This window comes from Arthrobacter terrae (genome assembly GCF_015708085.1).
Lineage (GTDB): Bacteria > Actinomycetota > Actinomycetes > Actinomycetales > Micrococcaceae > Arthrobacter_M > Arthrobacter_M terrae.
Genome location: NZ_JADNYM010000006.1, coordinates 131513 through 149795 on the forward strand (window position 1 = coordinate 131513; position 18283 = coordinate 149795).

Genomic DNA, 18283 nt, shown 5'->3' on the forward strand with positions numbered 1-18283 from the left:
TCGTGGTGAGCCCTGCCGTGGCACAGCTTCGTCCGTTGGTCAGCATCGGTCACCCTCCTGGTGTGCGTTGGTCCTATGCGGCCCGCCCACTGACGGCTGTGACGGACCTCCTCAGATCGTGTGAACTCCGGCAGATCTGTTCTCTTCGGCGAGCCAGTGGTTGTAGTCCTCTTCCATCTGTTGAGGCGTTGTCAGGACGGACCCCGTGTTGAGGTCTTTGAGGAACGCAAGGATGCGCTGCTTCGGAGTTGGCTGTGGGTAGGAGGAGCTGGTGCCGTCGTTGATCGGGTACAGCCGGTACGTTGACGCCCAGGAACTTTCGAACAGGTCCCAGAGAGCGTTCCCCCGCGCATCAGTGCCGCCCATGCTGAACAGGTGGCCGAAGAAACAATTGGTGGTGCCGTCAGCGGAGCGGACAGTGTCGATCTGCCAGTCCTCCTCGTCGGTGGCTTCCATGTATGCGATCACCGGATCCAAGGTCTCCAGCAGCAGAGCAGCCCACGCCCCGTCGGTCAGTTCCGGGCATTTATCCGCGTGGTGGATTTGACGGAGTGTTTTGGCCAACTGGTAGGGATGCTGGTCGCAGCCAGGGTGGACTTTACCGCCGTCAACGAGGCCACAATCCGCTTTCACGCACGCGCAGTCGTCTTCAATAGCGGTGCCATGACGGTCCCTGCCAACATGGAGGGAGCTCATTGCGCGTCACCATTCCAGACGTAGGTGGCTGTCCCGTCAGAATGCTTCGCCAGAACTTCGGCTGACGTATACGGCCAGCCGTCGCCTCCCGAGGTGGTCAGGAAGAACCATCCGGCCGGCATCCGGCGAAAGAACCGGGGAGAGCGGGTTTGGCCGGAGGTGATGACGGCGCGCACAACAGAGCCGATCGGAAGGGCGTCAAGTTCCTCCGGGGATTTCAGCTCGGCCTGGAGGAACACCCAGGAGTCGATGAGGCTGGATGCGACGTGCCGGTCCATGGGTGCAGGGAAGCTGCCTACGGGCAGTCCTGAGCGTCGGGAGTAGACGTTGGCGATCATTTGGGCGATGACACCGGAGGGGCTCATGCGACCCTCCTCAACGGCAAGCCTGCCGCCTTCGAAGCCCGGATCCGCAGGCGGCGTTCACGTTCAGCCATGAAAGAGCCCAGACCCGAGATTGTGTTTTCCAGATGCGCGTCTTTGCGTCCGTCCTTTAGAGTCGCCGTCTCAGCGGTGACGACGGGCTTGACCGGGCGCCGGGGCGTCTTGTTACGGTCAGCTGGACCATTGGGCTGGACGCAGGACTTGCATTTGCCGGAGTGGCCCCATGCCATGGTGCCCGGCATCTCTTTGAGGAGAACACCGCGGGGCCGCATGGGCCGGTTGCAGGAGCCACACGGGCTCTGGTTTTTCGGGCTTTCTGGGTTGATGCTCACAGTTCTGGGCTCTTTCTCAGCTGATCTGTTCGAGGAATTCGGTGATGGGGATGCGTCCTGCGCGGGTACCCACGGCGGGGACGTTGCGGCGGCGGCGTTCAGTTTCAATACCGGCACGCAGGCTGGCCAGGTAGCTGACCTGGCGGACCGGGATGAACCGGTCATCGGGGTCCTTCCCGCATGTTTGGTAGTCGCAGACCCGGCATTGGTTTTCTCCCCAGGACGGAAGGGTTCCGGGGTACTGGACTTCGCTGGTGCCGTCCGGGCGCATCTGGCCGTTGCAGTCTTTGCAGACGGTCAGCTCATTGGCGGGAGCTTCAGTGGTGTCCGGGGTGTTGACGAGTTGGAGGGACATCGCTTAGATCTCCCGTGCCGTGTGTGCGTCGACCAGGACGCCGAGGGTTTTCCGGACTGGGGCTTCGAAGCCCTCAAGGGAGTGGTTATCACGGCGGTTGCAGTCTTCGCGCTCGTAACATTTTTCGTCGTGGAGCCGGCGGGCGATGACCAGAACGGACAGGTCGTTGACTGTCATGGCCAGCGGGGTTGCCTTGCCGGTCGGGTATGGGATGCAGGCTTTCCTGGCTGGTCGGCTGGATGCTTCGGTCATTGCTGGCTCCTTCTCTGGGTCGGTTCTGCTTCGTTGCCTTCTATGTGTGCGGCTTCCGGAATAACCCTCCACAGGACGCACAACAGCCCGCCCTGCCAGATGCAGGACGGGCCGCGCGGGAAGCGGGTAGGTCAGTCGGAGCCGCGGAGCAGGGCGAGCAGCCGCAGTACCTCAACGTAAAGCCAGACGATCGTGAGCATCAGTCCGAACGCGTTCCGCCATGACTCAGTCCTCGGTGCCCCGGTCTTCACATCATCTTCAATGACGGTGAAATCGACGATGAAGTTGAATGCCGCCATGAGCACTATGAGGAGTCCGACGACAACCCCGATGGGGATGCCGGTGCCTGGGATCTTCATGGAGCTAATGCCGAACGGTGTATTTACGACATGGAAAGCGACCAGGAGCAGGTTGATGATGGCGTAGATCAGGTATCCGACCATGGCGATCAGCAGGAACTTCATCATTTTGGGTGTGGCCCGGACATTGCCGAACTTGAAAACTGCCAAGGCCACCGCGAATACGGACAAAGTGGCTAGGACGGCCTGGACGACGATGCCTTCGAACCGTGCCTCGAAGACGGAGGATATGCCGCCCAAAGCCACACCTTCAAGGGCGGCGTAACCCAGGATGAGGGCCGGTGAAGGGGTCCGCTTGTAGATGGTCACGAAAGCCAGCACGGTAGCTACCGGAGCTCCGATAAGGGTCAGGTCGGGGTTGGCCCAGCCGATGGCGCCGCCTGCGAGCAGAAGTGCCAGGCAAAGCACGGTCTTCATAATGACGTCGTCGTACGTCATGGCGTCAACGGCGGCGGGCATCTGCACAGATCTGTAAGGCGGTGCTTTCTTTTTCTTTGTGAAGACGGGGTTGCTCAAAGTTCTCCATTCAGCGGGTATTAGGACCGCCGGGCAGCTTCAGTAAGCTGCCCGGCGGGGTACGTGGATCATGTGTGCGGCAGCTGTGTCCGGGCTGCCCGCTCCTAGTCGCCGTAGTAGACCTCAAGTTTCAGATCCGGATCCCCGAAAGGCTGAATCGCGCGGGTGCCGCCCTGGGTGCTGCGCGGCGCTGAACCGCGCGCGATGATGTCCGGGATCATGCCCTCAAATTTTTCATAGTTGCGCTGCCGGCCTTTGGTGGTGTCGATGTTGACGATGAAAGAGTAGGGGGTGTCCCGTGCCGGGCCGACCAGCGGATCATCCATCGGCTCGCCGCCGATTGCTGACCGGTTGGCGTACCCGATGACCCCGGAGAGTGCGTAAGCCTCCTCATCTGACAGAGGCCGGTTGGCCTGGAAGCGCATCGTATACGGATCGTTCGGATATTCGAGGACTTCCGAGCGGGTATACGTGCTGCCTGCGACGTTTACCCGGTCAAACACTTCACCGGCCTGGAGCCGAGGGTCTTCGGACGGCACGGGTGTCTCTTTCCCATCCGGGACGGGCTCGGACCGGAGCACATGCAGTCTCGTGTTGGTTCCCGGCACCGAGTAGACATCCGCTGCCGGGGTCTCGTACGGGTTGGCGGTGTGCCGTCCCATTGCTCCGTCGTCGAAGGCCTTCTTGAGCCTGCCGCGCAGGTATCGCTCGACATCTTCGGCCGCGTCTTGCTCGCCTGCGGCGCGGAGCGTATCCAGTGCGAACTGGAAGTTCGTCTCCTCCTTGGCGGTGTGACCGTGGGTTTCGCGCCACACCTCATCGGCCATGTCCGCGACGTTCTGGTCCGAAAAGTTGCGGGACTGGTTGAGCCTGTCGGTGATCTCTTCTGTCATCTCCGGGCTGGTTGTCCGATGCCACGGGAGGGCGCCCAAGACTTCGGCGACGTATCCGGCATCGACCCGTGGCCCGCTGAGTGTGACGGATGGTTCGTCGTGGGTGGTGGCGGCGAACTGGCCGCCGACGGAAACGCCTTTAGGCTGGCGGGCTGATGGTGTGCTCATATCCAGTCTGTGTGCGGCCGGACAGTAAAAGAGGCACCCCAGCGAAGTTCAGGGGCGCCTCTTTTTAGCTGTGAAAGTCAGGACGTCTTGTCGAGGGCGCCGTCTGACCAGTAAGTCCATGAATCGACAGCGCCGAGGGGGTGACGTTTGGTGGTGTCGGTGATGACTTTGCCGGTGGCAACATCCACGACCGGGTTCTGATCGGTGGTTTTCAGGTAGAGCTTGCCGTCATAAAGGCCGTCCACTTTGGCTGCCAGTTTGGTGGCCGTCGCCGCGTCCAGAGTGTATTTCGTTTCACCGGTCGCAGCGTCGGAGACAATGATCGGGGTCGGGTCAATGTATGCACCCTCCCCGAGGGCGACGACAAGCGTGCTCCGCGGGTCGACACCGAGGATGCGCTTCGGAAGTGTCACTGGGGCGCCTGTATGAGAGTCGAATGCCGCATCCGGGGTGCCGTTGAGACGGGTGTACCGGAATGCTTCAGATAACCCGGGAAGGAAGGCCCCAGGAACGCTGGACCCGATTGAAGGGTTGGTGCAGGGTGTTCCGTGGTCAATGTAGTCGACGCTGAAAAGATCCTTTCCTGTCTCAACGTCAATGCCCACAGCACGTGGGCATGTATACCCTTGCTGAGTTTTCCCTTTGCCTTCTTCTACGATGGTGAGTGCCCCGAAAACGTTGGCCATACTGTTCCCGGCGCGCTCCCACAGCTTCTGCCCGCTCATGATGTCGTAAGCAAAAGTCATGACGGGGATGTCGGGGCCGCCGATTTTGCTTGCGTCCTCCGAGAACGCTATGGCTGTACCGGAGGAGGATCCGGTCAGATTTTTGACGTTGTCCCTGCGATCCGCGCTGAGGACGTCGGTCTGTTTCACGACGGTTCCGGTTGTCGGGTCAATGGCTAGTAGGGCTGTCACATATTTTTCAGGGTTCAGCCCCGAGGCGGGCGCGCGGTATTCAACAGCTCCCGCAATCATAGGCTTAGCCTCGGTGCCGATGCTCGTGTACAGCTCTGTGGTGGTCTCCTTGCCCGGCAGTAACGTGGCCGCCGAAATTTTTATGGGTCCAGTACCGATGACGTAGAAGTCGGTCGATCCGGACGTCCAGCCATGCGGTTCCCCGAACTGCGGTTTGACCAGGAAGTGCCCGAATGGGACGTAACCGTCCCCGGCGTTGGTGGCCGCCGCGAGGCTCGGGGTGGCCTTCGCTGTGGCCGTAGGGGTCATGGTGGGGGTCTGGGCCGTTGTTTTCAGCGGTGCGGCGGACACGGCCGCCGGCTCCTGGGTCACTGCAGCCTGCTGCGGAACAGCGCACGAGGTCAGCGTTGTCCCCGCCACGACGATGGCAATGATCGGTGTGATGGTCCGTGCTGTGCGTCGTAGCTTTTCCGTGACCATCGAACTCCCCTAAGTTAGCTGTTACTGGTTTATACGGGGCCGATTACGGCACTGTCAATGGATAGAGCCTTCAACGCGCATGTGTGACGTTTCGCAGGGGCAGGCAAAGAGGCGCCCCCGTATAGTACTGGGGCGCCTCTGGAGGGCGGGTGTTAGTGATCGCCGGCTGGGCTGCCTTTGAACAACAGCGAGGACAGTGTGCCGAAGCCCAGATCGACCAGGGTCACGAACAGGATCATAATGGCGACGAAAGCCACCACTGTCACCGTGTAGCGGAAAAGCTCATTGCGGGTCGGTGTGACGACTTTTCGCAGCTCCGCGATGACCTGGCGGGCAAACAGCAGGATGGTCCCGAAGAAGCTTTTCTTCTTAGCTACGGGGGTCCGCGGGCCCGAGAGCGGCTTGTCCAGGTGGGTCAGGGTTTGTGTCATGAAAACGATTCCTTGCGTTGAGGGTCCTGCCGACGGCAGGGGTGGGCGTGCTCGCGTCACATGTGTGCGGAGAAGGCGATATGTCTCATCGGTCCACGTCCCTGCCTATAGAAGACCCGTGCCGCGCAAAAGATGAGGCGACCGCATCGGGCGTAAAGCGGCCGCCTATGAAAACACAGGTCTCCGTTACAACCGGGTGAGGCCTCGAGGGTTGCAGCTCTAGTCTTCGGTGATACGGACCCTGGCAGGCAGTACATGTGGACGGTACGACAACGGCCTGCCATCCCGGAAGGAGGACAGGCCGTTGCCGTGCGCAGTTAGAGCGCGGAGGCGGCCTCGGCGCGGCCGGCCTCGTAGTCTGCCAGCTCGTCTTCGTCGAAGCAGTCAATGATGGCCGAAACGTCGCCTTCCAAACGCATGAGCAGGGTCCCGCCTTCAAGGACAGCAACGGGGGTGGCCTCCTGTTGCATAAGCAGTTCAGAGCCGACCAGATCGTTGCCGATCTTGTCGTTGTAGCCTTCAAGATCGTTAGTGACCAGGTCGAACATATCCATCGTCGCCAGTCCGGAGACCCAGCCATCCTCATTGACGCGGGCACCGATCTCATAAGGGCTCAGCGGGGTATGCAGGACGGCGTCGGCGGGACGGTTATCCGGTAGCGCAGCGATCTTCTCGAACACTTCCGGGTCTTTTTCGACAGCCGCGTCCATAGCGTCCCGAACGTAGACCTCGAACGGGCCATCATGGTCAGGAACGAGGCCCAGGCGTGCTCCTGCGTGGAAGACTTCATCTGCCTCATAGCTGCTGTCGCTCAGGGCATCACGCTCCGCCGCGGTCATGGCGGCCAGGACGCGGCGGGCGTCAAAAGTGACTTCTCCAACGTTCTCGTCAGTGTCACCGACCAGTTTCTGCAGGACGACGGTGGCGTTAATGGGAGGCAGAGACGCAGCCGGGGTGAGTGACACAGTAGGTTCGGCGCGCGTGTCGGGGGCGAACTGGCCGCCGGTGGGAATGCCCTCAGGCTGACGGCAGGGAGAGATGCTCATTTTTCTGCTTTCGGGTGGTGGTCAGTTGTTGGGGTCAAGGTTGATGTAGAGCTCGTCGGAGCCTTCGTCGTAGTCGACGTGCGGGTCCAGATAATTGTCTTGGAAGGCTTCGTCCGCAAGCCCGGTCACATCTACGTCCCCGACATTTCCGTGGATGTCTTCGACCCGGTCCAGCGTGAAGGTGGTGCCCTGTTCGACGTCGGTTGTGCGGTTCACATAGAGCCTGCCGAACTCCGGGTTGATGGCGAGCAGTTTCGCAGACAGGTCACCGACGTATGCGCTGACAGCTTCAGCGTTGATCTGCTGTGCGTAGCCGACCTGGGCTCGGGCCTTGTCCATGCCGGTCAGATGTGAGAACGGATCATTGGACGGCTCCGGGGAGGAACTGACCTCATTCCAGCGGTCGTGGATGGAGGCGAGGCTGAATACACCACTGTCCTTGACGAAGATTGCGTCAGTTTCAGGTGTGGCGTGCTGGTCGATGTTCCAGAACGGGTCGAAGCTGTCGGTGAACGCGCTGCTCTCTTCGCGGTTAACCGGGACGTCTTCACCCTGCCCGTCGTAGATGACGACGTCTCTGGCGCTGGAATTGCTGCGGGCATAGTTCACTTTCGCGAAAGCGTAGGCCGCTTCAGGGTGAGCTTCCTGCACCATCGTGGCCCAGGCGCTCTGTGCACGGGCCTCAAACTGGTCCTTGGCAGCCTGGTGATCTGTGGGGACTCCATCCGTGCTCGTGGGTGCCGGTAAGCCCAGGGTCACGGCCGGCTCGGAGTGAGTGGTGGCAGCGAACTGCCCACCGCTAGGTATGCCTTCGGGCTGGCGGCTAACGGTAGTCATTGCGGTCCTCCCAGGTAAGTCCTGCGGTGCGGTATTTGTGGGTCCAGGCAGGGCTGTCGTCCTTGGCTGCGGCGATCCGAAAGGACCGCTCCATGTGCCAGGCCAGGCGCCCGGTGGGTGAACCTTCGGGCCCTTCGTCGTCAACGGAGTCGACCAGGTCCCGGACAGCTTCGTCAGCGTCAGCACCGGTGAGCGGTTCACCATTGCGTTCAATGCTGAGGGTCCCGGTGTCGTGGTTGAACATGACATCCAGGTCCACAGCTTCGTCGATGTCCCCGAAGCAAGCACCGGACATGGCCTGTTCACCGTCCATGATGTCGTAGCTGCGGAAGTCGTACCGGCTGCTGCCCGCGTTCAAGGTGAAAGCATCGATGGCGTCCGCGTCGGCCACGGCCGAGGCCAAATCTTCACCAAGATTCTCGGTCGTGGATTCGTAGCGCAGGCCGTAGGTTGCCGCGGACGGGTCTTCGCAGTCGTGGTTGTCGATGGCCCAGGCAGGGTTGCCGTCCTCGTCAGTGTGGCCGTCCTGATGGATCTCGAACGCCCGGCCGTCATTGGAGGTAAACTTCAGCTTCCCGTCATAGGCGGACAGGGCCCCTTTGAGACCTTCATGCTGGATTGATTCGACCTGGTCGACGAAATAAGTGGCCGCTTCCTTGTCGACGTGCAGGTCGCCGCGGAGCCCGACTGCCGGGTGGCCGTGGGGGGTGTGGGCGAACTGGCCGCCGGCGGGGATGCCTTTTGGCTGACGGGCGCTCACTTCTCTCCTCCGGGGGTCCAGGCAGCTGCCTGGCGAAGGTCGATCGTGTACCGGTCGTCGGAAGTGCTGTGCGGCAGGTTGTATTCAGCCCACCAGGCGCTTTCCGGTTCGCTGTCCAGGCTGCTGAAATATTCTACGATGCTGGCTCCCGGGTTATCCCCGTCGTCGCCAAGGAAGTCGGAATCGGAGCCATAGGAACCGATGGCTTCATGGTGTTCGTTGTAGACGGTGGCGCCGGAAACGTAGTCACCGTTGTCGGCGGAGTCGATGGCGAGTTCGATATGGCTGGCCTCCGGGTGGTCTTTGAGGACCCCTCGGGCGATGATGGCCGTGGCAGCGTATTCCCCGTCGCGCCGGCTGTTGTAGGCCGCTTTCTGGTTGATGCCGAGCAAGTGGCCGAGCTCATCATCGCTGAGCTGTGGGGCCCGGCCGGTCGCGGCTGCGAGAATGCTGGCGCGGGACCGTTCCACGGCTGCGTGCTGCTCTGCCCTGACGGCGTCAGCTATCTGCTGATGCTTTTCTTTCGCCCAGTTTTCAGCGATACCTGATGTCTCTTCATCGACCCCGTCCAGAAGGAAAGAGGACGTTTCAGTGGAGTGTACGTCGTCCCCCGGGTTCCAGACCTCGAAAGCCGGTTCACCGTTGACGCTCACGTTGGTTGTCAGCACGTTGTCATCCCCGACGTAGAAGGACACCTCGGGTTCGGGCATGGATTCGGGCCAGCCCTCCAGTTCGGGGCGGCGCGGGATAAGGCTGATCGCGGTTTCGGCGTGTTCTGTGGCGGCGAACTGGCCGCCAACGGGGATGCCTTTGGGCTGTCGTGATGCGTTCTCTGTCATGCACTATATGTGTGCGGCGACGGCTGAAAAGTGCACAGCGGGGCAGAAATTTATCTGCCCCGCTGTGATCACGGTGGTCCTGGTCGTTGGCTTAGTCTCACTGGTGAGTGCGTGCGCCGTTGAACCCACGCCACGGACACGGGTTTAGCCGCGGCGTTTCCTGCGGCGGCGGACCTGCTTCCAGATAGTCAGGCCGATGAAAACGACCGTCACGAAGATTCCCGGGGCGCTGAACAGGCCTCCGGCCACCGACATCAGCATGTGCCAGAGCATGTAGGCCAGGAACCATTTGAACACGATCCAGAGAACAGGCATCAGTGAGAGCGCATAGTCCACGTCAGCAGAGATCTGCTCATTGCTTTTCCGGGGGCGCCGGGGTGCCGCTGCGTCCCTGTGGCTGTAAAAGGACTGCCGTTCACTCTGGATTTGTGCGGCATGTTTCCGGTCGGATTCTTCCCGCAGACGCTGCTGTTGCCACAAAAAGCGGTCGGACCTGGAACTGTTGTCGCTCATATGAAACCCCCAATGTAGTGCCCCGGCTGGACGCCGGCGGCAGATGAAATTATGTGGCGCGGTTATTATCTGGCTTCAATGTGTGCGGCGGGCCGGGGCTTAGGCATCACCGCCGGGAAAGGGCGGTGCGGAGCCGGACCTTTGAGGTGTATTGGATGCTGCCGTGCCGGAACAGTTTCACGGCCACCGCGATGGCTGCGGCGCCGAGGATGAACAGTTCGGTAATGACGATGGTTGCTTCGATCCCGCTGAGGGATCCGAGCCCGTTGCGCAGCATGGCGGTCACCGGGGCGGAGAACGGGAAATACGTGAAGATCTGAACGACCCGGGAGCCGGGGTCGCTGAGGATCAACGGCACAGCGTACAAGGGCACAAACATCATGATGACGATGGTGCCGAACATGCCGTTCGCGTCTTTGGCTGTCGGCATTACCGAACCGATGGCGACCAGTGCAGCGGAGAACAAGATGAAACCGCCGGTCAGCAGCAGGGCTCCGACGATCATGGCTGAGGGTTCCGGGACCAGTGCGGCCAAGGAGATGTCCGGGATTCCGGCGTGGCCGCGGAGGAGGACAAAACCGACGGCGGCCGGTACACCAACGGTGAGCATCTGTACCGCGCCAGTGGCCAGGATCGCCAGAATCTTCCCGATAATCAGTGTCGTAGGGTTCAGGGTTGTCAGGATCATTTCGGTGACCCGGTTCTCCTTTTCCTCCACAGTGCTATTGAGAATCTGGTTGCCCAGGAACAAGATCACAAGATAGAACAATCCCAGGAACAGTAGCGGCGGAATTACTGCGAAGATACCGCCGGATACTTTACCGTCCTTGAACATGGTCTGCGTGAACGAGACTTTCCCTGCGGCCAGCGCGGTGAGCTCCGGGGAGTTGACCTTGTCTTTGACGGCGACGGCGATCATCCTCGTGGCCACGGCGCTGTACTTGGCGCTCTCAAACAGCCCCAGGTCTTTCCCATAGACCTGAATGGCCGTGCGGGCCGGGGACTGGGGAACGTAAATGAACGCCTCGGAGGCGCCGGCGCGGACGGCGTCAATGGCGACCTGTCGATCGGTCACGGGTGTCCCGCCGGAGTCTTGGCCGAGCTTGTCAGAAATCAAACCCGACTCATCCAGGTAGGAAAACGTGACGGCGGCGTTTTCCTGGGCGGAGACGGACTTGCTGGCGCTGTTGCCACTGAAGGAGACTAGGCCGAAGACAATACCGACCACGACCGGCACGATCAGGGTGCTCACCCAGAAGCTTTTCTTCTTCAGGGTCCGCAGGAACTCAAACCTGACGACGGTGTGAAGGTTGTGGTGAGCCATTAGAGGGCTCCTTCCAATGTTTGGCTGCCGGCGCCATAGATGCGCAGGAATATGTCCTCCAAAGAGGTCCGGGACGTGGTGAAAGAGCTGACCTGCAGTCCACGACCGATCAAGTGGCGGAGCAGTTCTGCGCCGTCGGCATCCTCAGTGAGCGCAAGGTCAGCGCCGGACTCGCTGCGTGCGTCCCCGTGCCGGAACTGCAGCACCGCATAGGACGGGTCCTCCGGGAGGGTGCCGGTGAAGACGACTGTTGCCGTTCGGGTCCCGTACCTGGCCTGCACCTCGCTGACCGTGCCGTACGCCTCCGCTTTACCGTCTTTCAAAAGCAGGACCCGGTCGCAAAGCCGTTCCACTTCCTCCATCTGGTGCGTGACCATGACGATGGTCGCCCCGCCGGCTTTCTGCTCATCAATGATGTCCATGAGGAGTCGGCGGTTCACCGGGTCGAACCCTTTGGTTGGTTCGTCAAGGATCAGCAGTTCTGGGTCGCTCATGATCGTGACGCCCAGCTGGATTTTCTGCTGTTGGCCGCCGGAGAGTCTGTCCAGCCGCGTTCCTGACTTGTCGGCAAGCTCCACCCGTTCAAGGTACGCCAGGGACCAGACGCGCGCTGCCTGCCGGGACAGTCCTTTCAACTGGCCGAAATAGACCATGACGTCCAGGACGGGTTCCTTCTTGTACAGGCCGCGTTCCTCAGGAAGGTAACCGAGTTTGCCGCCGTTCTCCGGGGTGAAAGGTTTCCCGTCGACGTGGAGCGTCCCGGAGGTGGCCCGGTAAATCCCTAGCAGGGCACGTAGCGTGGTGGTTTTGCCGGAGCCGTTACTGCCCAGAAAACCGAACGTTTCTCCTCGCTGCACGTCAAAGGTGAGGTCCTCGATGACAGTGCGGTTGCCGAAATTCATCCGGAAACCGGACACGCTGATGGCCGGTCCGTGCTGCGGAGTGATGGTCACAGTGCTGCTTTCGATTGCCGATGTTGCAGGTCTTCAGCTCATGTGTGCGGCGCGGCCCGCAAACCTGCCCCGGTACTGGCCTACGATGGACGGATGATAAAAGTTGCCGGTGTCATCAGGCCCGTCGAAAAGAAAGACATCCGTGCTGAAGGGAACAACTACGAGGACGCCCGCGAGGCTCTTCAGGCGAAGATTCCCGAAGGCTGGGCACCGCAGCAGATCCTCGTGGAACGCTGAGCGTAGACGGAAGCTAAGTCAACAGGCACTAATTCTGCTGGCCCAGCCTAATAAACGGCATGCTATTCAGCGCACCAGATCACGTTTCCGTACTGCCATTGCTGCGGTAACACGGCATTGCTGGCTGGCATACAGCCCGCTGTTGAGCAGGCTATTCAACTCCACGATCAACGGTTCACCGTCCGCTCCAATAGCGACGTCAATGACGTAATCGGTCAACTCCGGGACCTCCAAGGCCAGGGCATCCACGGCGTCACGGGCGAAGTTGATGAGGAGGCCGACGGTCTGAGGTTCCGCCTCGACCGGGGACTTGGCCTGGCGGTGGCGGCGCAGCTTATTGTCGAATCGGTGGCCGTCGTTATCCAACGGCGTGAATTCCTCGACGCACCCTGCTGCGGTGACCACGGTGTTGCCGACGACGAAGACCCGATATTCGAACTCCATCGGCACGAATTCCTGGGCGATCAGGTTCTCCCGCTCCCCTTCCAGGTTCATCGCGCCGTAGCCCAGCTCATCGAAGATGGCCTTGCCGGCGTCCTCGGGTCGGAAGTCCTCCGGCAGGTCCACGGGGAAGGCTGCGTATTTGATCCGGGTGGCCTTCAGGAACGCGCGGCGGATGCCATCTGCGGCCCAGCTGGCCAGGACGTCGCCGACCTCGACAGCTGCCGAATCGCCGGTATCGAGCCCGCATAGCGCCAAGCGGCGGCCGGTCCGGGACAGGAAAGCCTCATAGCGGTAGTAGTTGCCGGAGAGCCTGGCCTGCTCCATATCGACGTCCTGGTGGTGTTTGCTGGCCTGGACCCCGTAGCGGAGCAGGTGATCCACCTCGGAGGCGGGGCGGCGTTCACCGGTACCGGCGTTCACGGCAGCGTCGCGGTCAGTGGCCATGACGAGCCAGACGTTCTCGGGCCCGAACGTATCAAGGGCTGCCTCCAGCCGGACCGCCTGCTCGAAAAAGAGCTCATAGTCGCCTTGCCCGTCCTTGTCGGTGGCCGGGACGTGACGCGACCAGAGCGCGAGAAGCTGATCCTTACGGGCCCGCAACGCAGGCGCGGCATCGCGGGGCGCAGGTGTGGGGTGGTTGATGATGCTGACGAGCCAGGACATTTATCTCCTTCGGGTGCACTTTCCTGTCCATCATGTGTGCGGAAACATAAGAACCCCTCTTCCAATGAAAAAGGGGGCTCCTTTACGCTTCCGCGGCCGGTGTCAGAGGGCCGAGTCTCGGCTCTCATTGCGGACGATCCGCTCCCCTGTGGCTGGGTCAACCACGGACCATGTTTCAGTGACGCGGCGGGTCCGCCGCGGGGCGTTGATGGCCAGGGCGGCGATGAGCCCGACGGCGCAGGCCCCCATGAGGGTGTAGCCGACCATCGCGAAGTTAAAGTTCGGCGAGAGCGCCGGATCAATGGCGAAGCAAAGAATGGCGCTGAAGACGAAAAGTGCTATTGATGAACCGAATTTCACAATGTGGCGGGGGCCGTTGGCTCTGAACGGATGGAAAAGATCAGGCGAGGACCGTTTCTTCACGTGCCATGCACCGGGCGGAGCGCGTGGTGAGCAACTCCCCGAAACGGAGTACGAATTCCCCTGCCGTGTCCGGATGCTCAACAGCATCCCGCATCCTCGGCGCCAGTTCCAGCTGGATGGCGCCACTGCCGGTGGACCGTGCGTACGTCCGGACCGACTTGGGGCCGACTGCGTTGAACTGGCCCCCGGTGACGACGTTGAAGTCCCCGAACGTATCCTCGATCAGTTCAGCCATCTCGAGCTCCTCCTCGCGGGGGTCGTTGCCGATGCCGACGTAAATGTCCACCCCATAGCGGGCACCGACCCCGACCACATTGATCAGGTACCGGCCTTCGTCAAGCATGTCATCCAGAGCGAGTTTGAACGGGTCGCTGCGCTCATCCCAGTACGTCCATGCCGAGCTGATTCCGTCACTGGTCAGCCAGCTTTGGCCGGCTGTTGCACCAAGCAGCTGCACCATCGCCCCCGTGTACTGGTCCGCGAACTTCCTGCGCTCCTCAGACCATCTGTTTGTCGCGTGCGGTGCTGTCAGGAGGAAGTACCCGTCCGACTTGGACTGACGGATGGCATCGAGGGTGTCGCCGTTGTAAAAGTTCCGGCTAAAGGATGTTTCAAGCATCCGGAGGTCACGGGTCAGGTCCATACCAGGGAACATGCGTAGACGGCTCTGGCCTTCGCGGGTACCTGACAAGCGTTTGCCGCACACATGAGCGGTGAGCGGCAACGCGCCGCATCATCGACCCGGAAGAGCCTCCCATGTCCACTACAGATCACCCGGTCGTACAGCGCCCACCGGTCGGGGAACCCACCGACATCATCCTTCATATCCGGGTCCTCGAACAGGCCGGTCAGTGGGCTATCGGTGTCTTGGAGGATGACGGCAGCCTGAGTATTCGCACCGGCGACGTCCAGCCTCAAATGTCGTACAGTTCCATCCGGACCGAAGCAGTCCTGGCCGCCTTTTCCGCCATCCTGGAAGTAGCCGCCGAACGGCAATACGTTGTCCTTGACGTCTCCAACATTCTGGTGCGCAAAGCGATCGCCGGCATGTTGGACTTCGTGCCGAACGTCCTTTTGTCCGAAACGACCGCCATCTGCGCCCACCGCTCCGCCGTGGTCAAAGCCCTCGAAGAGATGCCCGTATCCACGGTGATTCGGCTCAACCCGGACGCGCGGAGCCTGGTGGTCAGCACTGATGCGTCCATCGCCAACGGCGGTCAGGTTGCGGGACTCGGCTGGGTCATCGCAACCAAGGACGGCACCGTGCTTTCCTGCGGCCAGAAAACCGCGGACGTCCCACGGTGCGGTGACATCCTGACCGGCGAGCTGCTGGCAATCCGTTGTGCCGTGCAGGCACTCATCAGCCAATACCCGGTCCCCGTAACAGGGCAGGGCACCGTCGTCATCGAATCCGACTCCCGCGCTGCCCTGCGGCTGCTGAGCATCCTCGGTGCTGGCCGTCAACCCTCATCCTTCACCACGGATCAGATAAAACTTGCCAAACGAATCCTCCAGGAGAGCGCCCACGTCCCTATCCGGTTCTGCTGGGTGAAAGGGCACCAGGGCAATGAGGGAAATGAAGCTGCTGACCGGCTGGCTGTTCTGGCACGCCGCAACCGCGAGTTCAAGGTCACCTCCGCAACGGGTGCACGGATGTTCCGGGACCTGAGGGATGAACTGGTCGCCGCCTAGGTTTACCGGCCCCGGGCCGAAAGCCTGGTCGCCAGCGCGTCAGGGAGGTTCGCGGTGATCGCTGAGAGAACCTTGTAGCGTTTGGACGGAATCGACACGGCTTTGCCGGCGAACGCGTCGCCCAGCCCTTCGCGAACGACCCGTTCGGCGTCAAGCCACATCCAGTTACTGATTCCGGTCGTGTCGGCGCCCATCCGGCCGTGGAATTCGGTGCGGACGAAGCCTGGGCACACGGCGGTCACCGGGATGTTCCGCGGACCGTAATGCGTGTTCGCCCAGCGGGAGAAGTTAATGACCCAAGCCTTCGCTGCCGAATACGTCCCCCGTGTGGTGAACCCGGCGGTGCTTGCCACGTTGATGATCCTGCCGCTCCCCCGCCGCTGCATAGCCGAGATCGCTGCATAAGAAAGTTCCATCGGCACCTGGACGAGAATCCGCAGCTGAGCCCGCTCGTCCTCCAACGTGTTATCCGTGAACCATCCTTTGAGCCCGAAACCGGCATTGTTGACCAGCACTGTCACCGGGTTCTGCTCGGCGCCCAGGCGTGCAGTAACCGCGGCGGTCCCTTCATCGGTGAGCAGATCGGCGGTCAGGATCTCCACCTTCACCCCGTAGGCTGCGGTGATCTCGGTGGCGCGCTGTTCCAGACGGGCCGTGTCCCGTGCGACCAGGACAAGGTCGTAGCCGCGCGCGGCGAGCTGCCGGGCGAATTCGGCGCCCAGTCCTGAGGACGCGCCGGTGATAAGTGCAATGGTCATCGGATCATCCTCCATGACGCAGAAAGTGAGCGCAAAGCGGCCGCACGGTAGAGCCCCTGATTTCGGGGCACTACTTATGTCAGGAGGGCGTAATCGAAGTCAGGCAGGTACAGCGACCGTTCCTTGGGGGCGTACGGCGTCAGGAGCAGTTTCATGCCGGCCTCTGCCGGGGTCCGGTCAGCCTTGCGCTGGTTGCACACAAAGCAGCAACCCACCAGGTTCAGCCATGTGTTCAGACCTCCCCTGGACTGCGGGATCACATGGTCGACCGTCTCGGCCCTGCCTTTCGTGCAGTAGGCGCACCGGCCATCACGGCGCTTCACCGCCTCCTTACTGCAGCTCGGACGCGTCTGCCACGTCATCTTCACGTAGCGGATCAGACGCAAAACCACAGGTCGCGCGAAGGGGCCGAACAGGTCGCCGTCGTCTTTGAGGATTTCGGCCACCCCGCGGTGGACCATCCCGATAGCATGCTTCAAGGAGACCCGGTGCATCGGTTCGTACCCTGCGTTGAGTACCAGAACACTGTCCATCACATCTGCTCCCCTTCCTGTGTTCGCGGTTCCTGACTGGCATATCTGCCCCCGTAGGTGAGGGCGGGAATTGATCGGGAATCCAAGCGAACGCGAAAGGGTTTCGGGTGGTTCCTCGCCGAGGATTCGAACCTACGACCGTCCGGTTCCAAAGACCGGTGTGCTGCCAGTTACACCAACGAGGATCGGCTGTTAGGCTGTGGCCGCCTCCAGCACGGCCGGAGCGGTATGTGCGAGGTAATTCTCCACGTCCTGGGCTGCGGCGCAGCCTGACGCGGCTGCGGTGATGGCCTGGCGGTACCGTGCGTCGATGACGTCACCGGCGGCGAACACCCCTCGTTCCGAGGTCTGTGAGGTGCGGCCGTTGACCCAGATGCAGCCACTGAAGCTGTCCAGGTCCAGCTGTCCCTGCACCAAAGCGGTGCGCGGGTCGTTGCCGATCGCGATGAACAGCCCCTCAACGGGCACCGTGTAGGGGTGCTCCCGGTCCCCGGATTGGAGGATGAGCCCGATGACTTTGTCTTCGCCGAGGATGCCAGTGACCGCAGTGTTGAACTCGACGGAGATTTTCGGGTGGGCGAGGACCCTGTCGGCCATGATTTTGGAGGCCCGCAGCTGGTCCCCGCGGACGATGAGGTGGACTACTGTGGCGAACTTGGTCAGGAACAGGGCCTCTTCGGCGGCGGAGTCTCCTCCACCGACGACTGCGACCTCCAGGTCTTGGAAGAACGATCCGTCGCACGTGGCGCAATACGACACGCCATGGCCGGAGAGGGCGTCCTCGTTGGGCAGGCCAAGCTTGCGGTGGGCGGATCCAGTGGAGATGATGACCGACCGTGCGTAATGGACGTCCCCGTCAGTGGTGGTGACCTTCTTGATGGGCCCCTCCAATTCGAGCGCTGTCGCGTCCTCAAAGAGGATTTCAGCGCCGAAACGTTCGGCCTGGGCTTCGAAGTTAGCCATCAGGTCCGGTCCGTCGATACCTTCCGGGAAACCAGGATAGTTTTCGACCTCAGTGGTCTTCATGAGCTCCCCGCCAGGTTCCATCATTCCCGCAATGATCAGAGGCTTCAGGTTGGCCCGTCCGGTGTAGATACCTGCCGTGTAGCCGGCGGGACCGGAGCCTACGATGATGACGTCGCGGACGGTGTCGGCGGGAATTGGGGTGCTCACGAAGTTCTCTTTCTGATGGTGTTGGTGCTTGAGGCGCCGACGGGACTCGAACCCGTGTGAGCAGCTTTGCAGGCTGGTGGATGGCCGCTCTCCCACGGCGCCAGAGCCGCCCGAGGGCGGCGGGGTGCTGTTAGACGCTGACCAGTTCTGCCGACTCCTTAACGGGCGCCGCAGCGTCTTCGGGATCTACAGTGCCCAGGAATTCCAGGGCGTCGGTGGCAGCTTTGTCATCCATACGGGTGAACAGCAGTCGGGTACTGACGAAGCTTTTCAGCTTGTGGTCAACAGGATGTTGCGGTGACATAG

24 protein-coding genes and 2 tRNA genes are annotated in these 18283 nt (G+C 61.6%); 2 read left to right on the plus strand and 24 right to left on the minus strand.

From position 1 onward, the window contains the following. Window positions 1–111 precede the first annotated feature (111 nt). The 15 genes from IV500_RS06065 to IV500_RS06135 all read right to left on the minus strand — a co-directional run bounded on the left by IV500_RS06065 (window position 112) and on the right by IV500_RS06135 (window position 12003). Window positions 112–696 (minus strand): hypothetical protein, encoded by a 585-nt coding sequence (locus tag IV500_RS06065; protein WP_196395937.1) that lies wholly within the window; start codon window positions 694–696, stop codon window positions 112–114. Next, complete coding sequence (locus IV500_RS06070; protein ID WP_196395938.1) at window positions 693–1061, minus strand: hypothetical protein; 369 nt, start codon at window positions 1059–1061, stop codon at window positions 693–695. Before IV500_RS06070 ends, IV500_RS06065 begins: the two co-directional genes overlap by 4 nt. 366 nt (window positions 1062–1427) lie before the next feature. Further along, window positions 1428–1766: a hypothetical protein gene (locus IV500_RS06075; RefSeq protein ID WP_196395939.1), complete on the minus strand. Its 339-nt coding sequence runs from the start codon at window positions 1764–1766 to the stop codon at window positions 1428–1430. Window positions 1767–1769: 3 nt separating this feature from the next. Beyond that, window positions 1770–2018 carry a hypothetical protein gene (locus tag IV500_RS06080; protein ID WP_196395940.1) on the minus strand — a complete coding sequence of 83 codons (249 nt, stop codon included), beginning with the start codon at window positions 2016–2018 and terminating at the stop codon, window positions 1770–1772. Window positions 2019–2149: 131 nt separating this feature from the next. Next, window positions 2150–2893, minus strand: coding sequence for a Bax inhibitor-1/YccA family protein (locus IV500_RS06085; RefSeq protein WP_196395941.1), 744 nt, complete (start codon window positions 2891–2893; stop codon window positions 2150–2152). Between the two features lie 104 nt (window positions 2894–2997). Beyond that, window positions 2998–3954, minus strand: a complete 957-nt coding sequence (locus IV500_RS06090; protein WP_196395942.1) for a hypothetical protein — start codon at window positions 3952–3954, stop codon at window positions 2998–3000. Between the two features lie 77 nt (window positions 3955–4031). Next, a complete protein-coding gene (locus IV500_RS06095; protein ID WP_196395943.1) occupies window positions 4032–5351 on the minus strand; it encodes a hypothetical protein in 1320 nt (439 codons plus the stop codon). Window positions 5352–5503: 152 nt separating this feature from the next. Continuing rightward, window positions 5504–5782, minus strand: coding sequence for a preprotein translocase subunit SecE (gene secE, locus IV500_RS06100; RefSeq protein WP_196395944.1), 279 nt, complete (start codon window positions 5780–5782; stop codon window positions 5504–5506). A gap of 317 nt (window positions 5783–6099) precedes the next feature. After that, entirely contained in the window at window positions 6100–6828 is a 729-nt protein-coding gene (locus IV500_RS06105; protein WP_196395945.1) for a hypothetical protein, read from the minus strand. 21 nt (window positions 6829–6849) lie between these two features. After that, a complete protein-coding gene (locus tag IV500_RS06110) occupies window positions 6850–7665 on the minus strand; it encodes a hypothetical protein (protein ID WP_196395946.1) in 816 nt (271 codons plus the stop codon). Next, window positions 7652–8425, minus strand: a complete 774-nt coding sequence (locus tag IV500_RS06115; protein WP_230854571.1) for a hypothetical protein — start codon at window positions 8423–8425, stop codon at window positions 7652–7654. Before IV500_RS06115 ends, IV500_RS06110 begins: the two co-directional genes overlap by 14 nt. Then, on the minus strand, window positions 8422–9264 hold the full coding sequence (locus tag IV500_RS06120; RefSeq protein WP_196395947.1) for a hypothetical protein: 843 nt from the start codon (window positions 9262–9264) through the stop codon (window positions 8422–8424). Before IV500_RS06120 ends, IV500_RS06115 begins: the two co-directional genes overlap by 4 nt. 144 nt (window positions 9265–9408) lie before the next feature. Beyond that, the gene (locus tag IV500_RS06125; protein ID WP_196395948.1) at window positions 9409–9777 is read right to left on the minus strand and encodes a hypothetical protein; all 369 of its coding nucleotides are present in this window, start codon (window positions 9775–9777) and stop codon (window positions 9409–9411) included. 106 nt (window positions 9778–9883) lie between these two features. Further along, window positions 9884–11101, minus strand: coding sequence for an ABC transporter permease (locus IV500_RS06130; protein ID WP_196395949.1), 1218 nt, complete (start codon window positions 11099–11101; stop codon window positions 9884–9886). Then, entirely contained in the window at window positions 11101–12003 is a 903-nt protein-coding gene (locus IV500_RS06135; protein ID WP_196396003.1) for an ABC transporter ATP-binding protein, read from the minus strand. Before IV500_RS06135 ends, IV500_RS06130 begins: the two co-directional genes overlap by 1 nt. 144 nt (window positions 12004–12147) lie before the next feature. On the opposite strand from IV500_RS06135, the gene IV500_RS06140 reads away from it, so the two are divergent. Further along, window positions 12148–12291 carry a hypothetical protein gene (locus IV500_RS06140; RefSeq protein WP_196395950.1) on the plus strand — a complete coding sequence of 48 codons (144 nt, stop codon included), beginning with the start codon at window positions 12148–12150 and terminating at the stop codon, window positions 12289–12291. 66 nt (window positions 12292–12357) lie between these two features. Here IV500_RS06140 and IV500_RS06145 read toward each other — a convergent pair whose 3' ends face one another. The 3 genes from IV500_RS06145 to IV500_RS06155 form a co-directional block, all read right to left on the minus strand. After that, the gene (locus IV500_RS06145; protein WP_196395951.1) at window positions 12358–13398 is read right to left on the minus strand and encodes an ATP-grasp domain-containing protein; all 1041 of its coding nucleotides are present in this window, start codon (window positions 13396–13398) and stop codon (window positions 12358–12360) included. Between the two features lie 102 nt (window positions 13399–13500). Then, on the minus strand, window positions 13501–13758 hold the full coding sequence (locus tag IV500_RS06150; RefSeq protein WP_196395952.1) for a hypothetical protein: 258 nt from the start codon (window positions 13756–13758) through the stop codon (window positions 13501–13503). 40 nt (window positions 13759–13798) lie between these two features. Further along, complete coding sequence (locus tag IV500_RS06155) at window positions 13799–14464, minus strand: hypothetical protein (RefSeq protein ID WP_230854572.1); 666 nt, start codon at window positions 14462–14464, stop codon at window positions 13799–13801. Between the two features lie 113 nt (window positions 14465–14577). On the opposite strand from IV500_RS06155, the gene IV500_RS06160 reads away from it, so the two are divergent. Continuing rightward, window positions 14578–15513 (plus strand): ribonuclease H family protein, encoded by a 936-nt coding sequence (locus tag IV500_RS06160; RefSeq protein ID WP_196395954.1) that lies wholly within the window; start codon window positions 14578–14580, stop codon window positions 15511–15513. A gap of 2 nt (window positions 15514–15515) precedes the next feature. Here the strand turns inward: IV500_RS06160 and IV500_RS06165 are convergent, their stop codons facing one another. The 6 genes from IV500_RS06165 to IV500_RS06190 all read right to left on the minus strand — a co-directional run bounded on the left by IV500_RS06165 (window position 15516) and on the right by IV500_RS06190 (window position 18281). Continuing rightward, window positions 15516–16271, minus strand: coding sequence for an SDR family NAD(P)-dependent oxidoreductase (locus IV500_RS06165; RefSeq protein ID WP_196395955.1), 756 nt, complete (start codon window positions 16269–16271; stop codon window positions 15516–15518). A 74-nt stretch (window positions 16272–16345) separates the two neighbouring features. After that, window positions 16346–16804 carry an HNH endonuclease gene (locus IV500_RS06170; protein WP_196396004.1) on the minus strand — a complete coding sequence of 153 codons (459 nt, stop codon included), beginning with the start codon at window positions 16802–16804 and terminating at the stop codon, window positions 16346–16348. Between the two features lie 108 nt (window positions 16805–16912). Continuing rightward, window positions 16913–16989, minus strand: a tRNA-Gln gene (locus IV500_RS06175). Window positions 16990–16996: 7 nt separating this feature from the next. Beyond that, window positions 16997–17977, minus strand: coding sequence for a thioredoxin-disulfide reductase (gene trxB / locus IV500_RS06180; RefSeq protein ID WP_196395956.1), 981 nt, complete (start codon window positions 17975–17977; stop codon window positions 16997–16999). A 31-nt stretch (window positions 17978–18008) separates the two neighbouring features. Continuing rightward, window positions 18009–18079, minus strand: a tRNA-Cys gene (locus tag IV500_RS06185). 28 nt (window positions 18080–18107) lie between these two features. Next, complete coding sequence (locus IV500_RS06190; RefSeq protein WP_196395957.1) at window positions 18108–18281, minus strand: hypothetical protein; 174 nt, start codon at window positions 18279–18281, stop codon at window positions 18108–18110. Between the last annotated feature and the right edge of the window lie 2 nt (window positions 18282–18283).

Bases quoted from the DNA above. Each gene is read 5' to 3' on its own strand.
- IV500_RS06165 (WP_196395955.1), bottom strand. From the start codon at position 16,271: ATGACCATTGCACTTATCACCGGCGCGTCCTCAGGACTGGGCGCCGAA.
- IV500_RS06140 (WP_196395950.1), top strand. From the start codon at position 12,148: ATGATAAAAGTTGCCGGTGTCATCAGGCCCGTCGAAAAGAAAGACATC.
- IV500_RS06105 (WP_196395945.1), bottom strand. From the start codon at position 6,828: ATGAGCATCTCTCCCTGCCGTCAGCCTGAGGGCATTCCCACCGGCGGC.
- IV500_RS06145 (WP_196395951.1), bottom strand. From the start codon at position 13,398: ATGTCCTGGCTCGTCAGCATCATCAACCACCCCACACCTGCGCCCCGC.
- secE (WP_196395944.1), bottom strand. From the start codon at position 5,782: ATGACACAAACCCTGACCCACCTGGACAAGCCGCTCTCGGGCCCGCGG.
- IV500_RS06080 (WP_196395940.1), bottom strand. From the start codon at position 2,018: ATGACCGAAGCATCCAGCCGACCAGCCAGGAAAGCCTGCATCCCATAC.
- IV500_RS06090 (WP_196395942.1), bottom strand. From the start codon at position 3,954: ATGAGCACACCATCAGCCCGCCAGCCTAAAGGCGTTTCCGTCGGCGGC.
- IV500_RS06065 (WP_196395937.1), bottom strand. From the start codon at position 696: ATGAGCTCCCTCCATGTTGGCAGGGACCGTCATGGCACCGCTATTGAA.
- IV500_RS06155 (WP_230854572.1), bottom strand. From the start codon at position 14,464: ATGGACCTGACCCGTGACCTCCGGATGCTTGAAACATCCTTTAGCCGG.
- IV500_RS06070 (WP_196395938.1), bottom strand. From the start codon at position 1,061: ATGAGCCCCTCCGGTGTCATCGCCCAAATGATCGCCAACGTCTACTCC.
- IV500_RS06110 (WP_196395946.1), bottom strand. From the start codon at position 7,665: ATGACTACCGTTAGCCGCCAGCCCGAAGGCATACCTAGCGGTGGGCAG.
- IV500_RS06095 (WP_196395943.1), bottom strand. From the start codon at position 5,351: ATGGTCACGGAAAAGCTACGACGCACAGCACGGACCATCACACCGATC.
- IV500_RS06135 (WP_196396003.1), bottom strand. From the start codon at position 12,003: ATGAATTTCGGCAACCGCACTGTCATCGAGGACCTCACCTTTGACGTG.
- IV500_RS06125 (WP_196395948.1), bottom strand. From the start codon at position 9,777: ATGAGCGACAACAGTTCCAGGTCCGACCGCTTTTTGTGGCAACAGCAG.
- IV500_RS06190 (WP_196395957.1), bottom strand. From the start codon at position 18,281: ATGTCACCGCAACATCCTGTTGACCACAAGCTGAAAAGCTTCGTCAGT.
- IV500_RS06120 (WP_196395947.1), bottom strand. From the start codon at position 9,264: ATGACAGAGAACGCATCACGACAGCCCAAAGGCATCCCCGTTGGCGGC.
- IV500_RS06130 (WP_196395949.1), bottom strand. From the start codon at position 11,101: ATGGCTCACCACAACCTTCACACCGTCGTCAGGTTTGAGTTCCTGCGG.
- IV500_RS06075 (WP_196395939.1), bottom strand. From the start codon at position 1,766: ATGTCCCTCCAACTCGTCAACACCCCGGACACCACTGAAGCTCCCGCC.
- IV500_RS06170 (WP_196396004.1), bottom strand. From the start codon at position 16,804: ATGGACAGTGTTCTGGTACTCAACGCAGGGTACGAACCGATGCACCGG.
- IV500_RS06160 (WP_196395954.1), top strand. From the start codon at position 14,578: ATGTCCACTACAGATCACCCGGTCGTACAGCGCCCACCGGTCGGGGAA.